The sequence below is a fragment of the Paracoccus sp. FO-3 genome (assembly GCF_006386455.1).
Classification (GTDB): domain Bacteria; phylum Pseudomonadota; class Alphaproteobacteria; order Rhodobacterales; family Rhodobacteraceae; genus Paracoccus; species Paracoccus versutus.
Genome location: NZ_VCBQ01000103.1, coordinates 1 through 17,327, shown reverse-complemented (window position 1 = coordinate 17,327; position 17,327 = coordinate 1). Strand labels below are relative to the sequence as shown.

Sequence of the window (17,327 nt, the reverse complement as noted above, 5' to 3'; positions counted from 1 at the left end):
GCGAGGGCAACGTGGCGCGGCTGATCAGCGTTTCGGACCATGACAGCTACCTGGCGNCGAAAGCCAGCGCCGCCCGAACGACCTGGTCCTGGTCAAGCCGCAGTAGCGCGCCCCGTCCGGGCGATGCGTGGCGGTCCCGCTGGCCGGGGCCGCCATTTTTCATGCGCGGCTGCCCGGCGATTCGCCGCGCCGCTCGCCCGCTTTCCGGCAGGATGGCAACACCGGAAAGGCAAAGGGAACCTTCGCGCCGGCCTCTCGTTGAACTCGGCTGCAAACGGCCTATTCTGCAACCGGGCCCTTGTTCCATCACGAAAGGACGACGCCGGATGACCACCCAGACGCAGGCCAGCGCCCAAGCCGCCTTGGACGAGATCCAGACCGTGACCGCGGTCGTCCTGCCCGAACCCCCCGCCGCCGCGCCGACGCTGACCGAGGCCGAGCCTGCCATCGCCGAGGAGATCCGCAAGCGCATGGCCGAGGTCGACATCCGCGACTCGGGCTCGATCGTGCATTTCGGCGCCCGCGCCCAGAACGAGCTGCAGGAAATCAGCCAGGCGATGCTGGCGGACGTCAAGAACAAGGACGTGGGCCCCGCCGGCGAGTCGCTGCGCGAGATCGTGACCACCATCCGCGGCTTTTCCGTCAGCGAACTCGACGTGCGGCGCGAGCGCAGCTGGTGGGAAAGGCTGCTGGGCCGCACCGCGCCCTTTGCCAAGTTCGTGGCCAATTACGAAGAGGTGCAGGGCCAGATCGACCGCATCGCCATGGATCTGGACCAGCACCAGCACCGGCTGCTCAAGGACATCAGGTCGCTGGACCTGCTTTATGAGCGCACGCTGAACTTCTATGACGAACTGGCGCTCTACATCGCCGCGGGCGAGGAGAAGCTGGCGCAGATCGACCGCGACGAGATCCCCGCCAGGGAAGCCGCCGTCGAATCCGCGGCCGAGAACGACAAGGTCATGGCGGCGCAGGAGCTGCGCGACCTGCGCTCGGCCCGCGACGACCTGGAGCGGCGGGTCCACGACCTCAAGCTGACCCGGCAGGTGACGATGCAGTCGCTGCCCTCGATCCGGCTGGTGCAGGAGAACGACAAGTCCCTGGTGACAAAGATCAATTCCACGCTGGTGAACACCGTGCCGCTGTGGGAAACGCAGCTGGCCCAAGCCGTCACCATCCAGCGCAGCGCCGAGGCCGCCCGCGCGGTCAAGGAAGCCAACGACCTGACCAACGACCTCTTGACCGCCAACGCGAAGAACCTGCGCGAGGCCAATGCCCAGATCCGCACCCAGGTGGAGCGCGGCGTCTTCGACATCGAGGCGGTGCGCACCGCCAATGCCGAGCTGATCTCGACCATCGAGGACAGCCTGCGCATCGCCGACGAAGGCCGCACCCGCCGCGCCGCCGCAGAAGAGGATCTGAAGGTGATGGAGGCCGAATTGCGCAAGACCCTCGCCTCGGCCAGCGCCCGATCCGCAACCCCCGCAGCAAAGACGCCGTGACCCTGCCAGCCCGATCTCGCCTGCCCCTGTCCCTTGCGCTGGCCTTGCTGGCGCTGCTTGCCGCCTGCGCGCCCGAGCCGCCGGCCGAGGCGCCGCCCACCCCGGTCGAGGCCCCGCCGCCGCCCGAACGTCCCGACCCGCCGGTCGACCAGGCGGCCCTGCGCCGGGAACGCGCCGAAAGCGCCCGTGCCGCCACCGCCCGCGCCGAGGCCGCAGCCACCTCGCCCGCCAGCCGCAACATGCGCGACTACCTCGCCGGCGTCGAGCAGGCGCTGATCGCCCGCGGCCGGCTGCGCATCGACAGCGGCGACGAAATCGCGCTGACCCCGGAAAAGCTGACCGACACCTTCATCGAGGTCGCGCTCTACGACGAATATGTGCGCGAGGGCGGCAAGCTGGTCTCGCGCCCCACGCCGGCGCCGCTGCGGCGCTGGCAGCAGCCGGTGCTGCTGCGGCTGGAATTCGGCGATTCGGTCGCCCCCGACCAGCGCGCCCGCGACCGCGCCGAGATCGCGGGCTTCGCCGCCCGGCTTGCCCGCATCAGCGGCCATCCGGTCGCGGTGACGGGCGGCGCCGGCAATGTCGCCGTGCTGATCCTGAACGAGGACGAGCGCCGCGCCGTCGGCCCGCGCCTGGCCGCGCTGGTGCCCGGCATCCCGCCCGGCGACATCGCCGCGCTGCGCGACCTGGCGCCGCAGAACTATTGCACGGTCTTTGCCTATTCCAACGGCAATTCCCCGGTCTATGCCCAGGCGGTGGCGCTGATCCGGGCGGAACTGCCGCCGCGCCTGCGCCGCTCCTGCATCCACGAGGAACTGGCCCAGGGCATGGGGCTGGCCAATGACAGCCCGCGCGCGCGGCCCTCGATCTTCAACGACAACGAAGAATTCGCCTACCTGACCCGGCATGACGAGCTGCTGCTGCAGATCCTCTACGACGCCCGGCTGCGTCCAGGCATGACCGAGGCCGAGGCCCGCCCCATCGTGCTGCAGATCGCCCGCGAATTGCTGGAGACCGAAGCATGAGCCGCCGTCCGGGGGCTTGACGCCGGGCCGCTGCGGGTCACTATCGCGGGCAAGCGTCCCGCAGAGCGAAAGGCAGCCCCCCATGAGCATCTTCGACATCCTCGGCGGCGAGTTCATCGAGATCATCGAATGGACCGACGACTCGCGCGACACCATGGTCTATCGCTACCCGACCGTCGGCAAGGCGATCAAATACGGCGCCAAGCTGACCGTGCGCGAGGGCCAGGCCGCCGTCTTCATCCATGAAGGCCAGCTGGCCGACGTGTTCCAGCCCGGCCTCTACATGCTGGAGACCAACAACCTGCCGGTCCTGACCCGGCTGCAGCACTGGGACCACGGCTTTCGCAGCCCGTTCAAGTCCGAGGTCTATTTCGTCAACACCACCCGCTTCAACGACCTGAAATGGGGCACCAAGAACCCGGTGATCGCCCGCGACCCGGAATTCGGCCCGGTGCGCATCCGCGCCTTCGGCACCTATTCCATGCGCGTGACCGACCCCGGCCGCTTCATGACCGAGATCGTCGGCACCGACGGCGAATTCACCCGCGACGAGATCAGCTTCCAGCTGCGCAACATCATCGTGCAGGAGTTTTCGCGCATGATCGCCGGCTCGGGCATCCCGGTCCTCGACATGGCGGCGAACACCGGCGACCTGGGCCAGATGGTCGCCAAGGCGATCAGCCCGACCGTCGCCGCCTATGGCCTGACCATCCCGGAATTCTACATCGAGAACATCAGCCTGCCCGACGAGGTGGAACGGATGCTCGACAAGCGCACCTCGATGGGCATCGTCGGCGACCTGAACCGCTTTGGCCAATATGCCGCGTCCGAGGCGATGCTGAACGCCTCGAACCAGCCGGGCGGCATGGGCACGGGCATCGGCGCCGGCCTGGGTGCGGGAATGGGCGCGGGGCTGGGCGCCGCCATGGCGCAGCGCGGCCCCTGGGGCGCTGTGCCGCAGCAGCAGGCGCCCCAACAGGCCCCGCAAACCCCACCGCCGCTGCACCACCCCGAGACGGTCTGGCACATCGCCGTGAACGGCCAGGCCGACGGCCCCTATGGCCGCGCCCATCTCGGCCGCCTGGTGCGCGAGGGGGCCTTCACCCGCGAGACGCTGGTCTGGACCCCCGGCCAGGACGGCTGGAAACCGGCCGAGGAGGTCGCCGAACTCGCCCAGCTCTTCACCGTCGCGCCGCCGCCCCCGCCGCTGCCCAAGGGCTGAGATGCCGACACCCCCCTCGGAATACCGCTATCCTTGCGAGAATTGCGGCGCGAGCCTGGAATTCTCGCCCGGCCAGCAGGGGCTGGTCTGCCCCTATTGCGGGCATAAGCAGCATATCGGCCCCGGCCCCGCCCGCGCGCCCGCCCGCCAGGCGCAACAGGGGCCATGGGGCGAAAGCGCCATCCTGCTGGACCCGGCAACCGGGCGGGCGCTGCAATGGGACGGCGGGCACAAGGCGCCGCAATTGCAGGAACTGCCGCTGGAACACGGGCTGTCGCTGGACCAGCACAGCGACCTGACCGAGACGGTGCGCACCCTCTCCTGCCCGAACTGCGGCGCCAAGGTGGAAATCACCAGCGACCGCCACGCCTCGGCCTGCCCGTTCTGCGCCACGGCCGTCGTGACCGACACCGGCACCACCCGCCTGATCAAGCCGCAGGGCCTGCTGCCCTTCGTCATCACCGAGGCGCAGGCCAAGACCGCGCTCGAGGACTGGCTGCACGGGCTCTGGTTCGCCCCCTCGGGCCTGACCGCCTATGCCCGGCGCGGCAAGAAGATGAGCGGGGTCTATTCGCCCTTCTGGACCTTCGACGCCGACACCGCCTCGCGCTACAGCGGCGCGCGCGGCGACTGGTATTACGAAACCGTCTACGTCACGCAAATGGTGGACGGCCGCCAGCAGCGCGTGGCCCGGCAGGTGCGCAAGACGCGCTGGACCCCGGTCTCGGGCCAGGTGGCGCGGAATTTCGACGACGTGCTGGTCTTGGCCTCAGGCTCGCTACCGCGCCGGATCACCGATGCGCTGACGCCCTGGGATCTGTCGCACCTGGTGCCCTACCAGCCCGAATACCTCGCCGGCTTCCTGGCCGAGGGCTATACGATCCCGCTCGGCTCGGGCCATGACATCGCCCGGCAGGAAATGGCCGGGGTCATCGCCATGGACGTGCGCCGCGCCATCGGCGGCAACGAACAGCGCATCACCGGCATCGAGACCCGCTACGGCGACGAGACCTTCAAGCATATCCTGCTGCCGGTCTGGACCGCCGCCTATCGCTACAACGGCAAGAGCTACCGCTTCGTCGTCAACGGCCAGTCCGGCCGGGTGCAGGGCGAACGGCCCTGGTCGGCCTGGAAGATCGCCTTCGCCGTCCTGCTGGCGCTGGCCCTGCTTCTTGCCGCGCTGTGGCTGAACGAGCGGGGCGGTTTCATCCGCATTGGCGCGGCGCCGGTCACGCAGGATATTTCCATCGCCGGCAGTTACCGCTATCAGGAGGCAGGAGCGGGCTGACGAAGGAAGGGAGAGGCTATGATCCTTTGCGCCGGGGAATCGCTGATCGACATGGTGCCCGAGGGCGCCGGCTACCGTCCCCTGCCGGGGGGCGCGGTCTACAACACCGCCATCGCGCTTGGCCGCATGGGCATCGACACGGGCTATCTCTGGCCGATCTCGCGCGACAGCTTCGGCGAGATGCTGCTGCGCCCGCTGGCCGAGGCCGGGGTGGATACCGGGCTTTGCCCGCGCAGCGACCGGCTGACCACGCTGGCCTTCGTGACCCTGACCGGGGGCGAGGCGCGCTATTCCTTCTACGACGAGGGCTCGGCCGGGCGCATGTTCGCCCCCGATGACCTGCCCGAGATCCCCGATACGGTCTCGGCGCTGTTCATCGGCGGCATCAGCCTGGTGCCCGACCCCTGCGGCGCCGCCGTCGAGGCGCTGGCGGAGCGCGTCCGCCACCGCATCCCGGTGATGCTGGACCCGAACATCCGCCCCTTCTTCATCGCCGACGAGGCGGCCTATCGCGCCCGGCTCGACCGGCTCATCGCCATGGCCGACCTGGTCAAGCTTTCGGGCGACGACCTGGAATGGCTGATGCCCGGCACAAGCTTCAAGGAAGCGGCCGCCGCCATCCTTTCCCGCGGGCCGCGGGTGGTCTTCCAGACCGGCGGCTCGGCCGGGGCGCGGGCGCATTGGTCGGGCGCGCCGCTGGCCGCCCAGGCGGTCCGGGTCGAGGTCGCCGACACCATCGGCGCCGGCGACACCTTCAACGCCGGGGTGCTGGCCGCGCTGGACCGCGCCGGCGTGCTGACGCGCAAGGGGCTGGAGGCGCTGGCGCCGGAATCCATCGCCCAGGCGCTGGCGCTCGGCACCCGCGCGGCGGCGATCACCGTCTCGCGTCCCGGCGCCAACCCGCCCTGGGCGCATGAACTGGCCGCCCTGCCGGGCTGAATGGCGCGGGCACCCGCATCTTCTCTGTTGCCCAAATACCCGAACGCCAAGGCGGCAACCCCAGGCCGCCGCGCGCCTCGGGAAGCCGCCTGGCAAGCGGACGACAAGGCATTTCCGCCTTGAAACCCCGGCCGCCCGACCCAAGATAGAACCACCGAACCGCGGCAACCGTCAGGAGACAGAATGCCTGCGCCAGGCGAAAGCCCGCCCACAGGCGATCCCGGTCCGGCGGCAGGGGACCGAGGCCCGCGGCCGGGGCACGGCCCGCCCCGGCGGCGCCAGCATCTTTCGGACGTGCTGACCCGGATCGCCGGCGACGCCGGCCGCGACCGGATCAGCGTCACCGACCTGCTGGTCCTGCTCGAAGGGCGGGCGACGGCGGGGCTGCTGCTGCTCTTCGCCTTTCCCAACATCCTGCCCATGCCGCCGGGCACCTCGGGCATCCTGGGCCTGCCGCTGGTCTATCTGTCCTTCCAGATGATGCTGGGCCAGCGGCCCTGGCTGCCGCGCTTCATCGCCCAGCGATCGCTGCCGCGCACGGAATTCGCGGCGATCCTGTCGCGCAGCGCGCCCTTTCTGGTCCGGGCGGAAAGGCTGCTCTCGCCCCGCATCCCGCCGCTGTCCGCGCCGCTGGCGGTGCGGCTGGCGGGCGGGCTGTGCCTGGGGCTGTCGGTCGTGCTGCTGCTGCCGATCCCGCTGGGCAACATGCTGCCGGCGCTGGCCATCGCCATCCTCGCGCTTGGCGTGCTGGAGCGGGACGGGCTGTGGATCATCGCCGGCAGCCTGCTTGCGGTCCTGGCCTTCGCGCTCATCTGGGGCGTGATCTGGGCCTTCCTCCGCGGCCTGGCCCTGCTGCTTGCCTGAACCGCCCGCTCAGGACAGCCCGGCCGTCAGGTCCAGGCCCTCCACGGCGGGGTCGATGCGGAACAGCACCTTCTCGACACGGTTGCGGGTCAGGACGTAATGGTCCACCGCAAACCGGTCGGCCAGCTCGATGTCGCAAGCCTGGATCGCGGCATACAGGGCGCGGTGCTGGCGCTCGGTTTCCGCCAGATGCGCCGCCAGCTCTTCCTTGGTGGTCGGGTTCAGGTATTCCACCGTGCTGACCTGGGCAAAGCAGGCGCGCGCCAGGCGAATGGTGCCCAGCAGCGCATTGTCGTAGAAAGCCGAGAAATAGCGGTTATGCGCCGCGCGCGAGATCGCCAGGTGGAATTGCAGGTTCGCCTCGGACCGCTCGACGCCGTTCGACACGTCCTTGCTGCGCTCAAAGGCCAGCATGGTCTTTTTGATCGCGGCGAGGTCGTCGTCGGTGCGGTGTTCGGCGGCCAGGCGATGGATCAGCCGGCTCGACACCAGCAGCGCGTCGTAAAGCTTGGGCACCTCGTCGAAATCCATCGTCGCGACGATGGCCTTGCGGCCGTGGCGCTGGACCAGCCCGTCCGAGATCAGCTGGATGATGGCCTCGCGCACCGGCGTGCGCGACACCTCCATCTGCTCGGCAAGGTCGGCCTCGTCCAGCACCAGCCCCGGCCGCAGTTCAAGCCTCAGGATGGCCTCCCGGATCTTCCTGGCGACTTTCTGGCCGTCCCGTTCATCCACGGATCTGTTCATCGTCATCCCGAAATGCGTTCTCTTTCAATGGCCGCGGCCCAGGCACGTCAGGCCGTGGCATCCAATATGGATGTAGCCGGGCGCGCGACCTGCGTCCACTCCGCATCGGCCGCGGCGGAAATCGCGATGGCCTCCATGGCCGCCACGCCCTGCAGCGCCTGGAGAGGCGAGACCGGATAGGGCCGGTCCGACCGGGCCTTGCGGGCGAAGGCGTCGAGTTCCTGCGCCAGGCTGTCGCAGGGATCGAAGGCCCGCCGCTCCTGCCGGCCCGACAGGTCCGAGGTGATCAGGGTGGCCTGGTCCGGCATCTGCGCCCAGCCCTGCGAGCCAAAGACGTGCAGCCGCCAGAAGCCGGCGGTCGCCATCAGCGTCGAAAGGCTGCCGGTCGCGCCCGATTCGAAATCCAGCATCACGCTGGTCACGTCCTTCAGCTGCGCCGAAACCGCGGCGCGGCGGCTGATGGCCGAGACCCGCCGCACCGGCCCCAGCAGCGCGATCATCGCATCGAGGACGTGGATGCCCATCGCGGCCATGCCGCCCGCCGGGTTTTCCCGGTCGTCGCCGCGCCACATCTGGTCGCTATAGTGATAGCCGAAATCGCCGGAAAACGCGCCCTCGACATGCAGGGCCCGCCCCAGCGCACCCGCTTCAAGCTGTCCCGCAAGCGCCTGGAAGGCCGGCAGGAAGCGGCGGTTGAACCCCACGCACAGCGCGACGCCCGCCGCCTGCGCGGCGGCCAGCGCCGCCTCGGCCTCGGCCAGCTCCAGGGTCAGCGGCTTTTCCACGAAGATATGCTTGCCCGCCTGCGCCGCCCGGCGGATCTGCGCGCCGTGCTGGCTGTGCGGCGTGGCCAGGACGACGGCATCGACCTCGCCCTCTTGCAGCACCGCGTCCAGGCCCGGCAGCAGCGCCAGCCCCTGGTCGCGGCAGAAATCCTGGGCCTTGGCGGGCGAACGGGTGGCGGCATGGGTAAAGCGCAGGGCGGAGCCGGGATTGCCGGCATTGGCCCGGACCAGGTTCTGGCCCCAGCGGCCCAGGCCCACGATCGCCGCGCGCAGGGGTGCGATTTCCGTCACAGCTTCGCACCCCCGTCAATCACCAGCTGGCTGCCGGTCATGAACGCCGACAGATCCGAGGCAAGATAGACCGCCAGTTCCGCGATCTCGGCCGGGGTTCCCATGCGGCCAAGCGGCTGGCGCGCGGCAAAGTCGCGGCGCGCGGCGGCGCTGTCGGGCATGGCCTCGATCCGCGCGGTCATCGAGGGCGTCTCGACGGCCGAGGGGCAGATGGCATTGCAGCGGATATTGGCCGAGGCATAGTCTCGGGCGACCGATTTGGTCATGCCGATCACCGCCGCCTTGGTCGCGCCATAGGCAAAGCGGTCCGGCGCCGCCCCGATGGACGAGATGACCGAGGCGACGTTGATGATGCTGCCGCCCTTTTGCGGCACCATCCGCCCGACCGCCGCCCGCATCATCAGAAAGACCGAGGTCGCGTTCAGGTCCAGCGACCTTTGCCAATCCTCGGCCGTGCAGGCTTGCAGGTTGCCGACCGCGACCATGCCGGCGCAGTTGACCTGCACGTCCAGCCGCTCCAGCCCGGCGTGGAAGGCCTCGACTGCCGCCGCATCGGTGACGTCGATGCGGGCGACGCGCAGGCCGGGGTGCCGGGCCGCCAGTTCCGCCAGCCCCCGTTCGTCGCGGTCGAGCGCATGGACCCTTGCCCCCTCGCGCAGATAGGCAAGCGCGGTTTCCCGGCCGATGCCCGATGCCGCGCCCGTCACCACGCAGACCTTGTTCTCCAGCCGTCCCATTTCCTTGCCTCGCCTCATTTCTGGAACAGGTAGTCGGGCAGCCACAGCACGATCTCGGGGAAGACGGTGATCAGGACCACGCCGAAGCACATCAGGAAGAAGAACGGCACGCAGGCGACGATGATCCGCGCGATGGACGCCTTGGTCAGATCCTGGAGGATGAACAGGTTGAAGCCCACCGGCGGGGTGATCTGCGCCAGTTCCGCCATCAGGATCAGGAAGATGCCGAACCAGATCGGGTCGAAGCCCGCCGCCAGGATCAGCGGCAGCGTGATCGGCAGGCTCATCACCATCATCGAGATGCCTTCCAGGAACATGCCCAGCAGCAGGTAGAACAGCACCAGGATGAAGATCAGCTGATAGGGCGACAGCGCCAGCCCGTCGATCACCGCGGCGATGTTGTGGGGCACGTGCATGAAGCCCATGGCGGTGGACATGAAGGCCGCGCCGATCATGATGGCCGAGATCATGCAGCTGGTATGGACCGAAGCCTTGAGGCTGGCGATGAACGTTTCCCACGACAGCTGCCAGGTGCAGGCCGCATAGACCAGCGTCACCGCCACCCCGATCGCCGCCGTTTCCGAAGGCGTGGCCAGGCCGGAATAGATCGCGCCCAGCACCACGCCGATCAGGATGCCGATCGGGGCCAGGTTGGCGATGCCGACCAGCATCTCGCGCAAGGTCGGGGCGGTGGTGTCGGCGGGCGCCACCGCCGGCCGGATCAGGCTGTAGATGATGACATAGACCGAATAGATCCCGGCGATCATCAGGCCGGGGATCAGCCCCGCCGCGAACAGCCGCGAGATCGAGACCTCGGCCAGCACGCCATAGACGATCATCATGATCGAGGGCGGGATCAGCAGGCCCAGGCTGCCCGCCCCGGCCAGCGAGCCATAGGAAAGCGCGCTGGAATAGCCGCGTTTCTTCAGCTCGGGGATGGTGATCTTGCCGACCGTGGCGGTGGTCGCCGCGCTCGATCCGCAGATGGCGGCAAAGACGGCCGAGCCGAAGATGTTGGTGTGCAGCATCCGGCCGGGCAGGTAATAGGTCAGCGGCGACAGCCCGCGGAACAGCCGGGTCGAGACGTCGGTGCGCAGGATGATCTCTCCCATCCAGATGAACATCGGGATGGCCGACAGCTCCCATGCGGTCGAGCTGCGGATGACCAGCGGCGCCAGGATGGTACCGATGCGGTGGACGGGCATGTCGATGAACAGCGCCAGGCCCAGGGTGCTGACGACAAGCAGCCCGGCAAAGACCCAGACGCCGATCCCCAGGAAAAAGATGACGAGGGCAAGGACGCCGAAGGCGACGATCAGGGATTCCATTGGTTCATTCTCCCTCGATATGCTCTTCGGGGACGCCGTGGATCACGGTGTCGAGCGCGGATGCGACCAGCTGGATCAGGAAGATGACCAGCCCGGCGAAGATCGCCGCGGCGATATACCAGGTCGGCGTCGCCGTCAGGCCGGGGCTGACCGAGCCGCGCAGGAAGTCGCGCACCAGGATCAGCCAGATATAGCGGGCCATGAAGGCGAACATCGCGAAGGTCGTCGCAACGCAGAACAATTCGACCGCGATGGCGGCCCGGCCGCGCAGGAAGCGGCGCAGCAGGCTGACGCGCACGTGCTTGCGGCTCATGAAGGTGTGGCCCATCGCCAGGAAGGCCATCGCCCCGGTCGCATAGCCGACATATTCGCCCATCGAGTTGGTCGAGCTGGCGAAGAAGTTGCGCAGGATGATTTCAAGGATGATGTGGACGACGATATAGACCAGAAGCGCGGCCGAAACCGCTATCCCGGCGCCCGAGCAGATTTCCGATATGCGAATGACCGCACGCGAAAGCATGTTTCCGACCTCATGATGATTGCGATGGGGGCGCGCAATCCCTGCGCGCCCTGCCGGGTCACGAACCGCGCTTTGCGGCGTATTCGTCCAGGATCTGCTGGCCGACGGGGCCGACGGCCTTCAGCCATTCGTCATAGACCTCCTGGCCGGACTGGCGCAGGAACTCCAGAAATTCGGGCGGCACGTCGGTGGTGATGGCGACGCCGTTGGCGCGCATCTCCTCGAAATTCTGCGCCACGCGCTTTTCCAGGTCGGCCCAGGCCGCATCGCTGGCCTTTTCGGCGGCATCGCGGATGATGGCCTGCTGTTCCAGGGTCAGGCTGTCGTAGATGTCCTTGTTCATATGCGTCATGTTCAGCGCCATCGAATAGTTCACCGCGGTGAAGTTATCGAGGAATTCCCAGAACTTGGAACTGGCGCCGCCATCCGCCGAGGTCAGCACCGAGTTGATGCTGCCCGCGGCAAGCTGCGGGACGGTGTCGGCCCAGCTGATCTGGACGGCCGTCGAGCCGGCATTGGACAGGGTGCGCACGCCGCTGGCATCCCAGCCGCGGATCTTCAGCCCGGCCATGTCGCCCTCGGCGGTGATCGGCGCCTGCGCCCAGATGCCCGAGGGCGGCCAGGGCGTCGCCCAGAGCAGCACCTGGTTGTGCTTTTCGAACACCGCCTCGTAATGCGGGCGCGCGACGTCCCAAAGCAGCTTCGCATCGGCGTTGGTATTGGCGACGAAGGGCAGGGACGACAGCAGGAACAGCGGCTCGATGCCCGACAGCGAGGTGGTGATGGTATCGGCCATGTCCAGCGCGCCGTCGCCCACCGCGTCGAACTGGTCCACCGACTTGTAGCCGATCGAGCCGCCGTAATGGCCGGTGATCTTGATGTCCCCGCCCGAGGCTTCGTGGACCGCCTCGATGAACACCTTGTCCGCCTGGCCCATGATGGTGCTTTCGCCGTATTCGTTGGCAAGATCCCAGGAATGGCTTTGCGCCAAGGCGGCGCCCGACAGGGCCACCAGGGAAAATGCCGCGCTCAGGATTCTGTTTTGCATTTGTTTTTCCTCTCTGTTGAACTGCGGGCCGCACCGGGCCCTGGCCCTAGGCGACCTTTTGCGGCGCGTAATGCGCGGCCACGAAATCCGCGGTGAACTTGCCCGAGGCCAGATCCTCGCGGATCGCTTCGGGCGTCCGCTCGCGCGGGTCGCCATAGCCGCCGGCGCCGGGGGTCTCGATGACGACCACGGTTTCGTCGGTGACGAAGATGCCGGTGATCTTCGAGGGCAGATCCCTGGACGAGCCGTCGTCGTTGCGCAGGCGGAACTGGCCCGTCGCGCCCGGCATGCCGCCGAAGATGCCCCAGGGCCGGTGGCGGAAGCGGTCGCCGACGCCGTTGAACTCGCAAAGATGGCCGATGGGGCGGATGGCACGGCGGATGCCCATGCCGCCGCGGTGCTTGCCCGCGCCGCCGGAATCGGTGATCAGCGAATATTCCTCGACGCGCAGCGGGTATTCCAGCTCGATCGCCTCGACCGGCAGGTTGGCGGTGTTGGTGATATGGACCTGGACGCCGTCCTTGCCGTCCTTGGCCGCGCGCGCGCCCATGCCGCCGCCCAGCGTTTCCAGGTAGACATAGGAATGGCCGGTCTGCGGATCGGTGCCGGCAAAGACCGCGCTGGTATTGGCGCCGTTGGCCGCGCCGATGACGCGGCCGGGCAGCGCCTCGGCAAAGGCGCCCAGCACCACGTCCACCACGCGCTGGCAGGAATTGGCGCGCATGGCGACGCCCGCCGGATGGGCGCAGTTCACGAAACTGCCCGGCTCGGCCCGGATCTCGATCGCGTCGAAGATGCCCTGGTTGTTCGGCACCTCGGGGTCCAGCAGCGCCTTGAGCGCATAGCAGACCGCCGATTTCGTGGTGTTCAGCGTCATGTTGAAATTGCCCGGAACCTGCGGCGAGGTGCCGGTGAAGTCGAAGACCACCTTCTCGCCCGCCTTCCTGACGGTCAGGGCGATCCTGACGTCCTCGGTGCCCAGCCCGTCGTCGTCCATGACATCGGCAAAGCTGTATTCGCCGTCCGCCACCCCGGCGATCGCCTTGCGCATCCGCTGGTTGGTGCGGCTGACGATCTCGTCGCACAGGGCCGCCAGGTGGTCGGCGCCATGCCGCGCCACCATCTCGCCGATGCGCTTGACGCCCAGCTTGACCGCCGCGATCTGCGCGTTCAGGTCGCCCAGCCGCTCGTCCGGCAGGCGCATGTTCAGCAGCAGCAGGCGCATGATGTCGTCGCAGCGCTCGCCCTTGCGGAACAGGCGCAGGATCGGGATGCGCAGCCCCTCCTTGTAGATCTCGTTCAGCCCGCCCGACATCGAGCCGACCGAGGCGCCGCCGACGTCGGCATGGTGGACGATATTGGCCACGAAGCCCAGCAGCCGGTCGCCGTCGAAGATCGGCATCGCCATGTTGATGTCGGGCAGGTGCGAGCCGCCCGCGACATGCGGGTCGTTGGCGATGAAGATGTCGCCCGGCGTCAGGCTGCCTTCATATTGCTCCAGGATCAGGCCGATCAGCCCCGACATCGAGGCCAGGTGGATCGGCAGCGCGTTTTCCGCCTGGACGATCAGCCGGCCGTTGCGGTCGGCGATGGCGGTCGAATGGTCGTGGCGCTCCTTGATATTGGTCGAGAATGCGCTGCGCATCAGCGTCAGGAAGCATTCGTCGGCGATCGACCGCAGGCTGTTCCAGCTGATTTCGATGGTGATCGGATCCAGCGACAGGGGTTTAGTCATCGTTGCGTTCCATAATCATGTTCATTGCGCCATCAATGCGAAGCGTCCATCCGGGCGGCACCAGCGTCGTGGTGTCGAACTGGGTGATGAGCGCCGGGCCGATGATGCCGACGCCCTCGGCCAGTCCGTCGCGGGCATAGACCGGGGTCGGCACGAAGCCGGTCTGCTCGAACCAGATCTGCTCGGTCGCGGCGGGCTTGGCCTCGCCCGCCGGGCGCGCCGCATCGACCGCCTGCTTGGCGAATTCCATCGTCGCCCGGATGCGGACGTTGACCACCTCGACCGGGGCGTCGGGGTTGCAATGGCCATAGGCCGCCTCGTGCTGGCGGAAGAAGGCCTGCTTCAGCTCTTCGACCGGGGGCAGCGCGGGGGCGTGTCGGCTGGTGCCCAGTTCGACCGGCAATTCGTAGTTCTGCCCGATATAGCGCAGGTCCAGGATGACGGTCTGGCTGCGGCTGACGACATGGGCGGCATCCTCGGCATCGGCGGCCAGCCATTCCTCGGCCTGCGCGCCCAGCCGGCCGATCGACTCGGCGATGACGGCCAGGTCGCCGTCCAGCGGGCAGCGGCAGGTGGTGACGTAGTTCTCCTGCAGGTCCGAGACGATCAGCCCCTCGGCGCACAGGATGCCCGGCGCGCGCGGGACCAGGATGCGGCGCATGGCCAGGATCTCGGCCACGTCCGCGGCATGCAGGCCCCCCGCGCCGCCAAAGCACATCAGCGTATAGTCGCGCGGATCCTGCCCCTTCTCGATCGAGACCGCGCGGATGGCCCGCGCCATGTTCGAGGCGGCGACGCTGACGATGCCATGCGCGGCCTTCTCCAGTGATACGCCCAGCGGCTCGCTGATCCGGGCGACGGCGGCCCTGGCCAGGTCGGCGTCGATCCTGAAGCCGTCGGCCAGCCGCGCCGGCAGCCGGCCCAGCACCACGTTCGCATCCGAGACCGTGGGCTTGTCGCCGCCGCGCGCATAGCAGGCCGGGCCCGGCACCGCCCCCGCGCTCATCGGGCCGACCTTCAGCAGCCCGTCGGCGCCCAGATGCGCGATCGAGCCGCCGCCGGCGCCGACGGTGTGAATGTCGACCGTGGGCAGGCGGATGCGGAAACCGGCGATGTCGCGCAGGTTCGAGGTGCCGACCTTGCCGCCCTGGATCAGCGCGACATCGGTGCTGGTTCCGCCGATGTCCAGGGTGATGATGTCCTCGATCCCCGACATGGCCGCGGCCGCGGCCGCACCCACCGCACCCGCGGCCGGCCCGGAAAGCGCCGTGCGCACCGGAAAGCGCGAGGCCAGCTCGATCGACATCAGCCCGCCCGCCGACTGGAAGATGCCCAGGGCGGCCTTGGGCGCCGTCTTCTGGATCGCCGCGCTCAGCCGGTCCATGTAGCGGCTGACCTCGGGTTGCAGGAAGGCGTTGATGACCGTGGTCGAGAAACGCTCGTATTCGCGGAACTCGGGATGCACCTCGCTCGAGATCGAGACGTAGAGGTCGGGATAGGCCCGGCGCAGCGCCGCCGCGATCCGCTCTTCATGCTCCGGGTTCAGGAAGGAGAAGATCAGGCAGACGGCCAGCGATTCCACGTCGCTCATCGGGCCGAGTTCCGCAATGATGGCATCGATCTCGGCCTCGGTCAGCGCGACGATCGCCTCGCCGCGGGGGCCGATCCGCTCGCAGACCTCCAGGCGATGCTCGCGCTCGACCAGGGGCGGCGGCGCGTCGGTCTGCAGGTCGTAGATGGCCGGGCGGACCTGGCGGCCGATCTCCAGCAGGTCGCGAAAGCCCTTGGTCGTCACCAGCCCGGTTTTCGGCCCCTTGCGCTGAAGCAGCGCGTTCGTCGCCACCGTGGTGCCATGGGCGAAGCGGACGATGTCCTCGCCGTCGATCCCGGCCTTGTCCTGCAATTCCCGCAACCCGTTCAAGATCGCCTCGGACGGATCATGCGGCGTCGAAGGCCGCTTGTGCAGGACCGATTGCCCCGTCGACAACCGCCGCGCCGAAAAATCGGTGAAGGTTCCGCCGACATCGACCCCGATTACCCAGTCTCCCATCATATGCTCCTGAAATTTCCAATGAATTTCGCGGCGATCCAGGCCGGGAAATTCGATTCTTGAAATTCAGTATGCAAATCGGATGCCCTGCGTCAAATGATTCCGACGCCTCGCAGGCAAGAAAATCGCGTTTCGGTGTTCAAACTGGATTCTGAAACCGGGCGCGCCGGCCCCTGCCCACGCGCCGGGCAGAGCGCGCGGAAAACAGCCATGCGTGATGCGAAAAACCCCGAATGCCGGCGCAAGGACCGGGCGGGCTAGCGGGCCGCAGGATCGCCGGAGAAATGGCCCGACACCCATTCCATGAAGCTGCGGACCGCGCCGGTTTCCTTGCGCTTCGGGTTGCGGCTCATCGCCAGCACATGCGGCACGGCGACGCCCGGCCCCAGCGGCGCGGTGATGCTGCCGCCGGCCAGCAGCCTTTCGGCATAGGTCGAATAAAGCACCGTCAGCCCCGCCCCGGCCGCGGCCAGTTCCAGCGCCGAGACGGCGGTATCGACCCGCAGCAGCGGCAGGCCGGGTGTCCGGCGCAGGCCCATCCCATCCGACCATATGTCCCAGAGCGAGTATTTCCCCTGGATCTCGATCTGGGGGATCTCCTGCAAGGGGGTGCTGCGCGCCGCGGATTCGGCATGCCGGCCGGCGCCGACCAGGACCAGCCGCTCGCTGCACAGGACGATCGCCTCGGGCGCGATCAGCTCCGGCTTTTCAAAGGCGAAGCTGACATCCGCCAGGTCGATGTTCGGATCGGTCCAGATCGAGCTGTTCAGCTGCACGGCGATGCCGGGATGGCCGGCCAGGAATTCGCCAAGCCGCGGCGCCATCCACAGGTTCAGAAACGAGATCGGCGCCGAGACGGTGATGCCCTGCCGTTCGCGGCGCCCCGTCAGCCCCCTGGTCGCCGCCTCGGCCATGTCGAGGGCCTGGGTGATGCCGGGCAGATAGGCCTTTCCGGCAGAGCTGAGTTCCAGGCCGCTCGCCTGGCGCCGAAACAGCGGGCGGCCGAAATACTGCTCGAGCGCCCGCACCCGCTGGCTGATGGCCGCCTGCGTGCAGTTCAGCTCGTCCGCGGCGCGGGTAAAGCTCAGATGCCGCGCCGCCGCCTCGAAGGCCTGGAGATAGACGAGATGGGGAAGTTCGCGCATGACGCCGGCTCATAATTCCTCAGGCGGGCATAGCGAATTCGAGGCCAGGCCGCAAATGCGCCGCCTGCCGTGCCTTCCCCGCTGCTTGCCTCCGGCGGGGA

Annotated in this window: 15 protein-coding genes; 6 read left to right on the top strand and 9 right to left on the bottom strand. The window is 68.3% G+C overall.

What is annotated here, in order from left to right:
* Positions 1 to 326 precede the first annotated feature (326 nt).
* From FE811_RS21400 to FE811_RS21375, 6 genes are all read left to right on the top strand, one after another.
* A complete protein-coding gene (locus FE811_RS21400) occupies positions 327 to 1,502 on the top strand; it encodes a toxic anion resistance protein (protein ID WP_036748986.1) in 1,176 nt (391 codons plus the stop codon).
* Positions 1,499 to 2,527, top strand: coding sequence for a DUF2927 domain-containing protein (locus tag FE811_RS21395; RefSeq protein WP_116220426.1), 1,029 nt, complete (start codon positions 1,499 to 1,501; stop codon positions 2,525 to 2,527). The genes FE811_RS21400 and FE811_RS21395 overlap by 4 nt, the downstream gene beginning before the upstream one ends.
* Before the next feature lie 82 nt (positions 2,528 to 2,609).
* Positions 2,610 to 3,749, top strand: a complete 1,140-nt coding sequence (locus FE811_RS21390; protein ID WP_116220427.1) for an SPFH domain-containing protein — start codon at positions 2,610 to 2,612, stop codon at positions 3,747 to 3,749.
* Position 3,750: 1 nt separating this feature from the next.
* Positions 3,751 to 5,037, top strand: coding sequence for a zinc ribbon domain-containing protein (locus FE811_RS21385; protein ID WP_072463746.1), 1,287 nt, complete (start codon positions 3,751 to 3,753; stop codon positions 5,035 to 5,037).
* Between the two features lie 18 nt (positions 5,038 to 5,055).
* Positions 5,056 to 5,976 carry a carbohydrate kinase gene (locus tag FE811_RS21380; protein ID WP_116220428.1) on the top strand — a complete coding sequence of 307 codons (921 nt, stop codon included), beginning with the start codon at positions 5,056 to 5,058 and terminating at the stop codon, positions 5,974 to 5,976.
* Positions 5,977 to 6,159: 183 nt separating this feature from the next.
* Positions 6,160 to 6,840 carry an exopolysaccharide biosynthesis protein gene (locus FE811_RS21375; protein WP_084197434.1) on the top strand — a complete coding sequence of 227 codons (681 nt, stop codon included), beginning with the start codon at positions 6,160 to 6,162 and terminating at the stop codon, positions 6,838 to 6,840.
* Between the two features lie 9 nt (positions 6,841 to 6,849).
* On the opposite strand, the gene FE811_RS21370 is transcribed toward FE811_RS21375, so the two are convergent.
* The 9 genes from FE811_RS21370 to FE811_RS21330 form a co-directional block, all read right to left on the bottom strand.
* On the bottom strand, positions 6,850 to 7,587 hold the full coding sequence (locus tag FE811_RS21370; RefSeq protein ID WP_166435369.1) for a GntR family transcriptional regulator: 738 nt from the start codon (positions 7,585 to 7,587) through the stop codon (positions 6,850 to 6,852).
* Between the two features lie 47 nt (positions 7,588 to 7,634).
* Positions 7,635 to 8,663: a Gfo/Idh/MocA family protein gene (locus FE811_RS21365; RefSeq protein ID WP_116220430.1), complete on the bottom strand. Its 1,029-nt coding sequence runs from the start codon at positions 8,661 to 8,663 to the stop codon at positions 7,635 to 7,637.
* Positions 8,660 to 9,400, bottom strand: a complete 741-nt coding sequence (locus tag FE811_RS21360; protein WP_116220431.1) for an SDR family oxidoreductase — start codon at positions 9,398 to 9,400, stop codon at positions 8,660 to 8,662. Before FE811_RS21360 ends, FE811_RS21365 begins: the two co-directional genes overlap by 4 nt.
* 14 nt (positions 9,401 to 9,414) lie before the next feature.
* Entirely contained in the window at positions 9,415 to 10,728 is a 1,314-nt protein-coding gene (locus FE811_RS21355; protein ID WP_116220432.1) for a TRAP transporter large permease, read from the bottom strand.
* A 4-nt stretch (positions 10,729 to 10,732) separates the two neighbouring features.
* On the bottom strand, positions 10,733 to 11,248 hold the full coding sequence (locus FE811_RS21350; protein ID WP_052096274.1) for a TRAP transporter small permease subunit: 516 nt from the start codon (positions 11,246 to 11,248) through the stop codon (positions 10,733 to 10,735).
* Positions 11,249 to 11,306: 58 nt separating this feature from the next.
* Positions 11,307 to 12,296, bottom strand: a complete 990-nt coding sequence (locus tag FE811_RS21345) for a TRAP transporter substrate-binding protein (RefSeq protein WP_166435370.1) — start codon at positions 12,294 to 12,296, stop codon at positions 11,307 to 11,309.
* Positions 12,297 to 12,342: 46 nt separating this feature from the next.
* Positions 12,343 to 14,031: a hydantoinase B/oxoprolinase family protein gene (locus FE811_RS21340; RefSeq protein WP_116220434.1), complete on the bottom strand. Its 1,689-nt coding sequence runs from the start codon at positions 14,029 to 14,031 to the stop codon at positions 12,343 to 12,345.
* Positions 14,024 to 16,081 carry a hydantoinase/oxoprolinase family protein gene (locus FE811_RS21335; protein ID WP_244294828.1) on the bottom strand — a complete coding sequence of 686 codons (2,058 nt, stop codon included), beginning with the start codon at positions 16,079 to 16,081 and terminating at the stop codon, positions 14,024 to 14,026. Before FE811_RS21335 ends, FE811_RS21340 begins: the two co-directional genes overlap by 8 nt.
* A gap of 257 nt (positions 16,082 to 16,338) precedes the next feature.
* Positions 16,339 to 17,226 (bottom strand): LysR family transcriptional regulator, encoded by an 888-nt coding sequence (locus FE811_RS21330; RefSeq protein ID WP_052096272.1) that lies wholly within the window; start codon positions 17,224 to 17,226, stop codon positions 16,339 to 16,341.
* Positions 17,227 to 17,327 lie beyond the last annotated feature (101 nt).

Bases quoted from the DNA above. Each gene is read 5' to 3' on its own strand.
- FE811_RS21345 (WP_166435370.1), bottom strand. From the start codon at position 12,296: ATGCAAAACAGAATCCTGAGCGCGGCATTTTCCCTGGTGGCCCTGTCG.
- FE811_RS21370 (WP_166435369.1), bottom strand. From the start codon at position 7,587: ATGAACAGATCCGTGGATGAACGGGACGGCCAGAAAGTCGCCAGGAAG.
- FE811_RS21355 (WP_116220432.1), bottom strand. From the start codon at position 10,728: ATGGAATCCCTGATCGTCGCCTTCGGCGTCCTTGCCCTCGTCATCTTT.
- FE811_RS21350 (WP_052096274.1), bottom strand. From the start codon at position 11,248: ATGCTTTCGCGTGCGGTCATTCGCATATCGGAAATCTGCTCGGGCGCC.
- FE811_RS21330 (WP_052096272.1), bottom strand. From the start codon at position 17,226: ATGCGCGAACTTCCCCATCTCGTCTATCTCCAGGCCTTCGAGGCGGCG.
- FE811_RS21390 (WP_116220427.1), top strand. From the start codon at position 2,610: ATGAGCATCTTCGACATCCTCGGCGGCGAGTTCATCGAGATCATCGAA.
- FE811_RS21340 (WP_116220434.1), bottom strand. From the start codon at position 14,031: ATGACTAAACCCCTGTCGCTGGATCCGATCACCATCGAAATCAGCTGG.
- FE811_RS21335 (WP_244294828.1), bottom strand. From the start codon at position 16,081: ATGGGAGACTGGGTAATCGGGGTCGATGTCGGCGGAACCTTCACCGAT.
- FE811_RS21375 (WP_084197434.1), top strand. From the start codon at position 6,160: ATGCCTGCGCCAGGCGAAAGCCCGCCCACAGGCGATCCCGGTCCGGCG.
- FE811_RS21360 (WP_116220431.1), bottom strand. From the start codon at position 9,400: ATGGGACGGCTGGAGAACAAGGTCTGCGTGGTGACGGGCGCGGCATCG.
- FE811_RS21385 (WP_072463746.1), top strand. From the start codon at position 3,751: ATGCCGACACCCCCCTCGGAATACCGCTATCCTTGCGAGAATTGCGGC.
- FE811_RS21400 (WP_036748986.1), top strand. From the start codon at position 327: ATGACCACCCAGACGCAGGCCAGCGCCCAAGCCGCCTTGGACGAGATC.
- FE811_RS21380 (WP_116220428.1), top strand. From the start codon at position 5,056: ATGATCCTTTGCGCCGGGGAATCGCTGATCGACATGGTGCCCGAGGGC.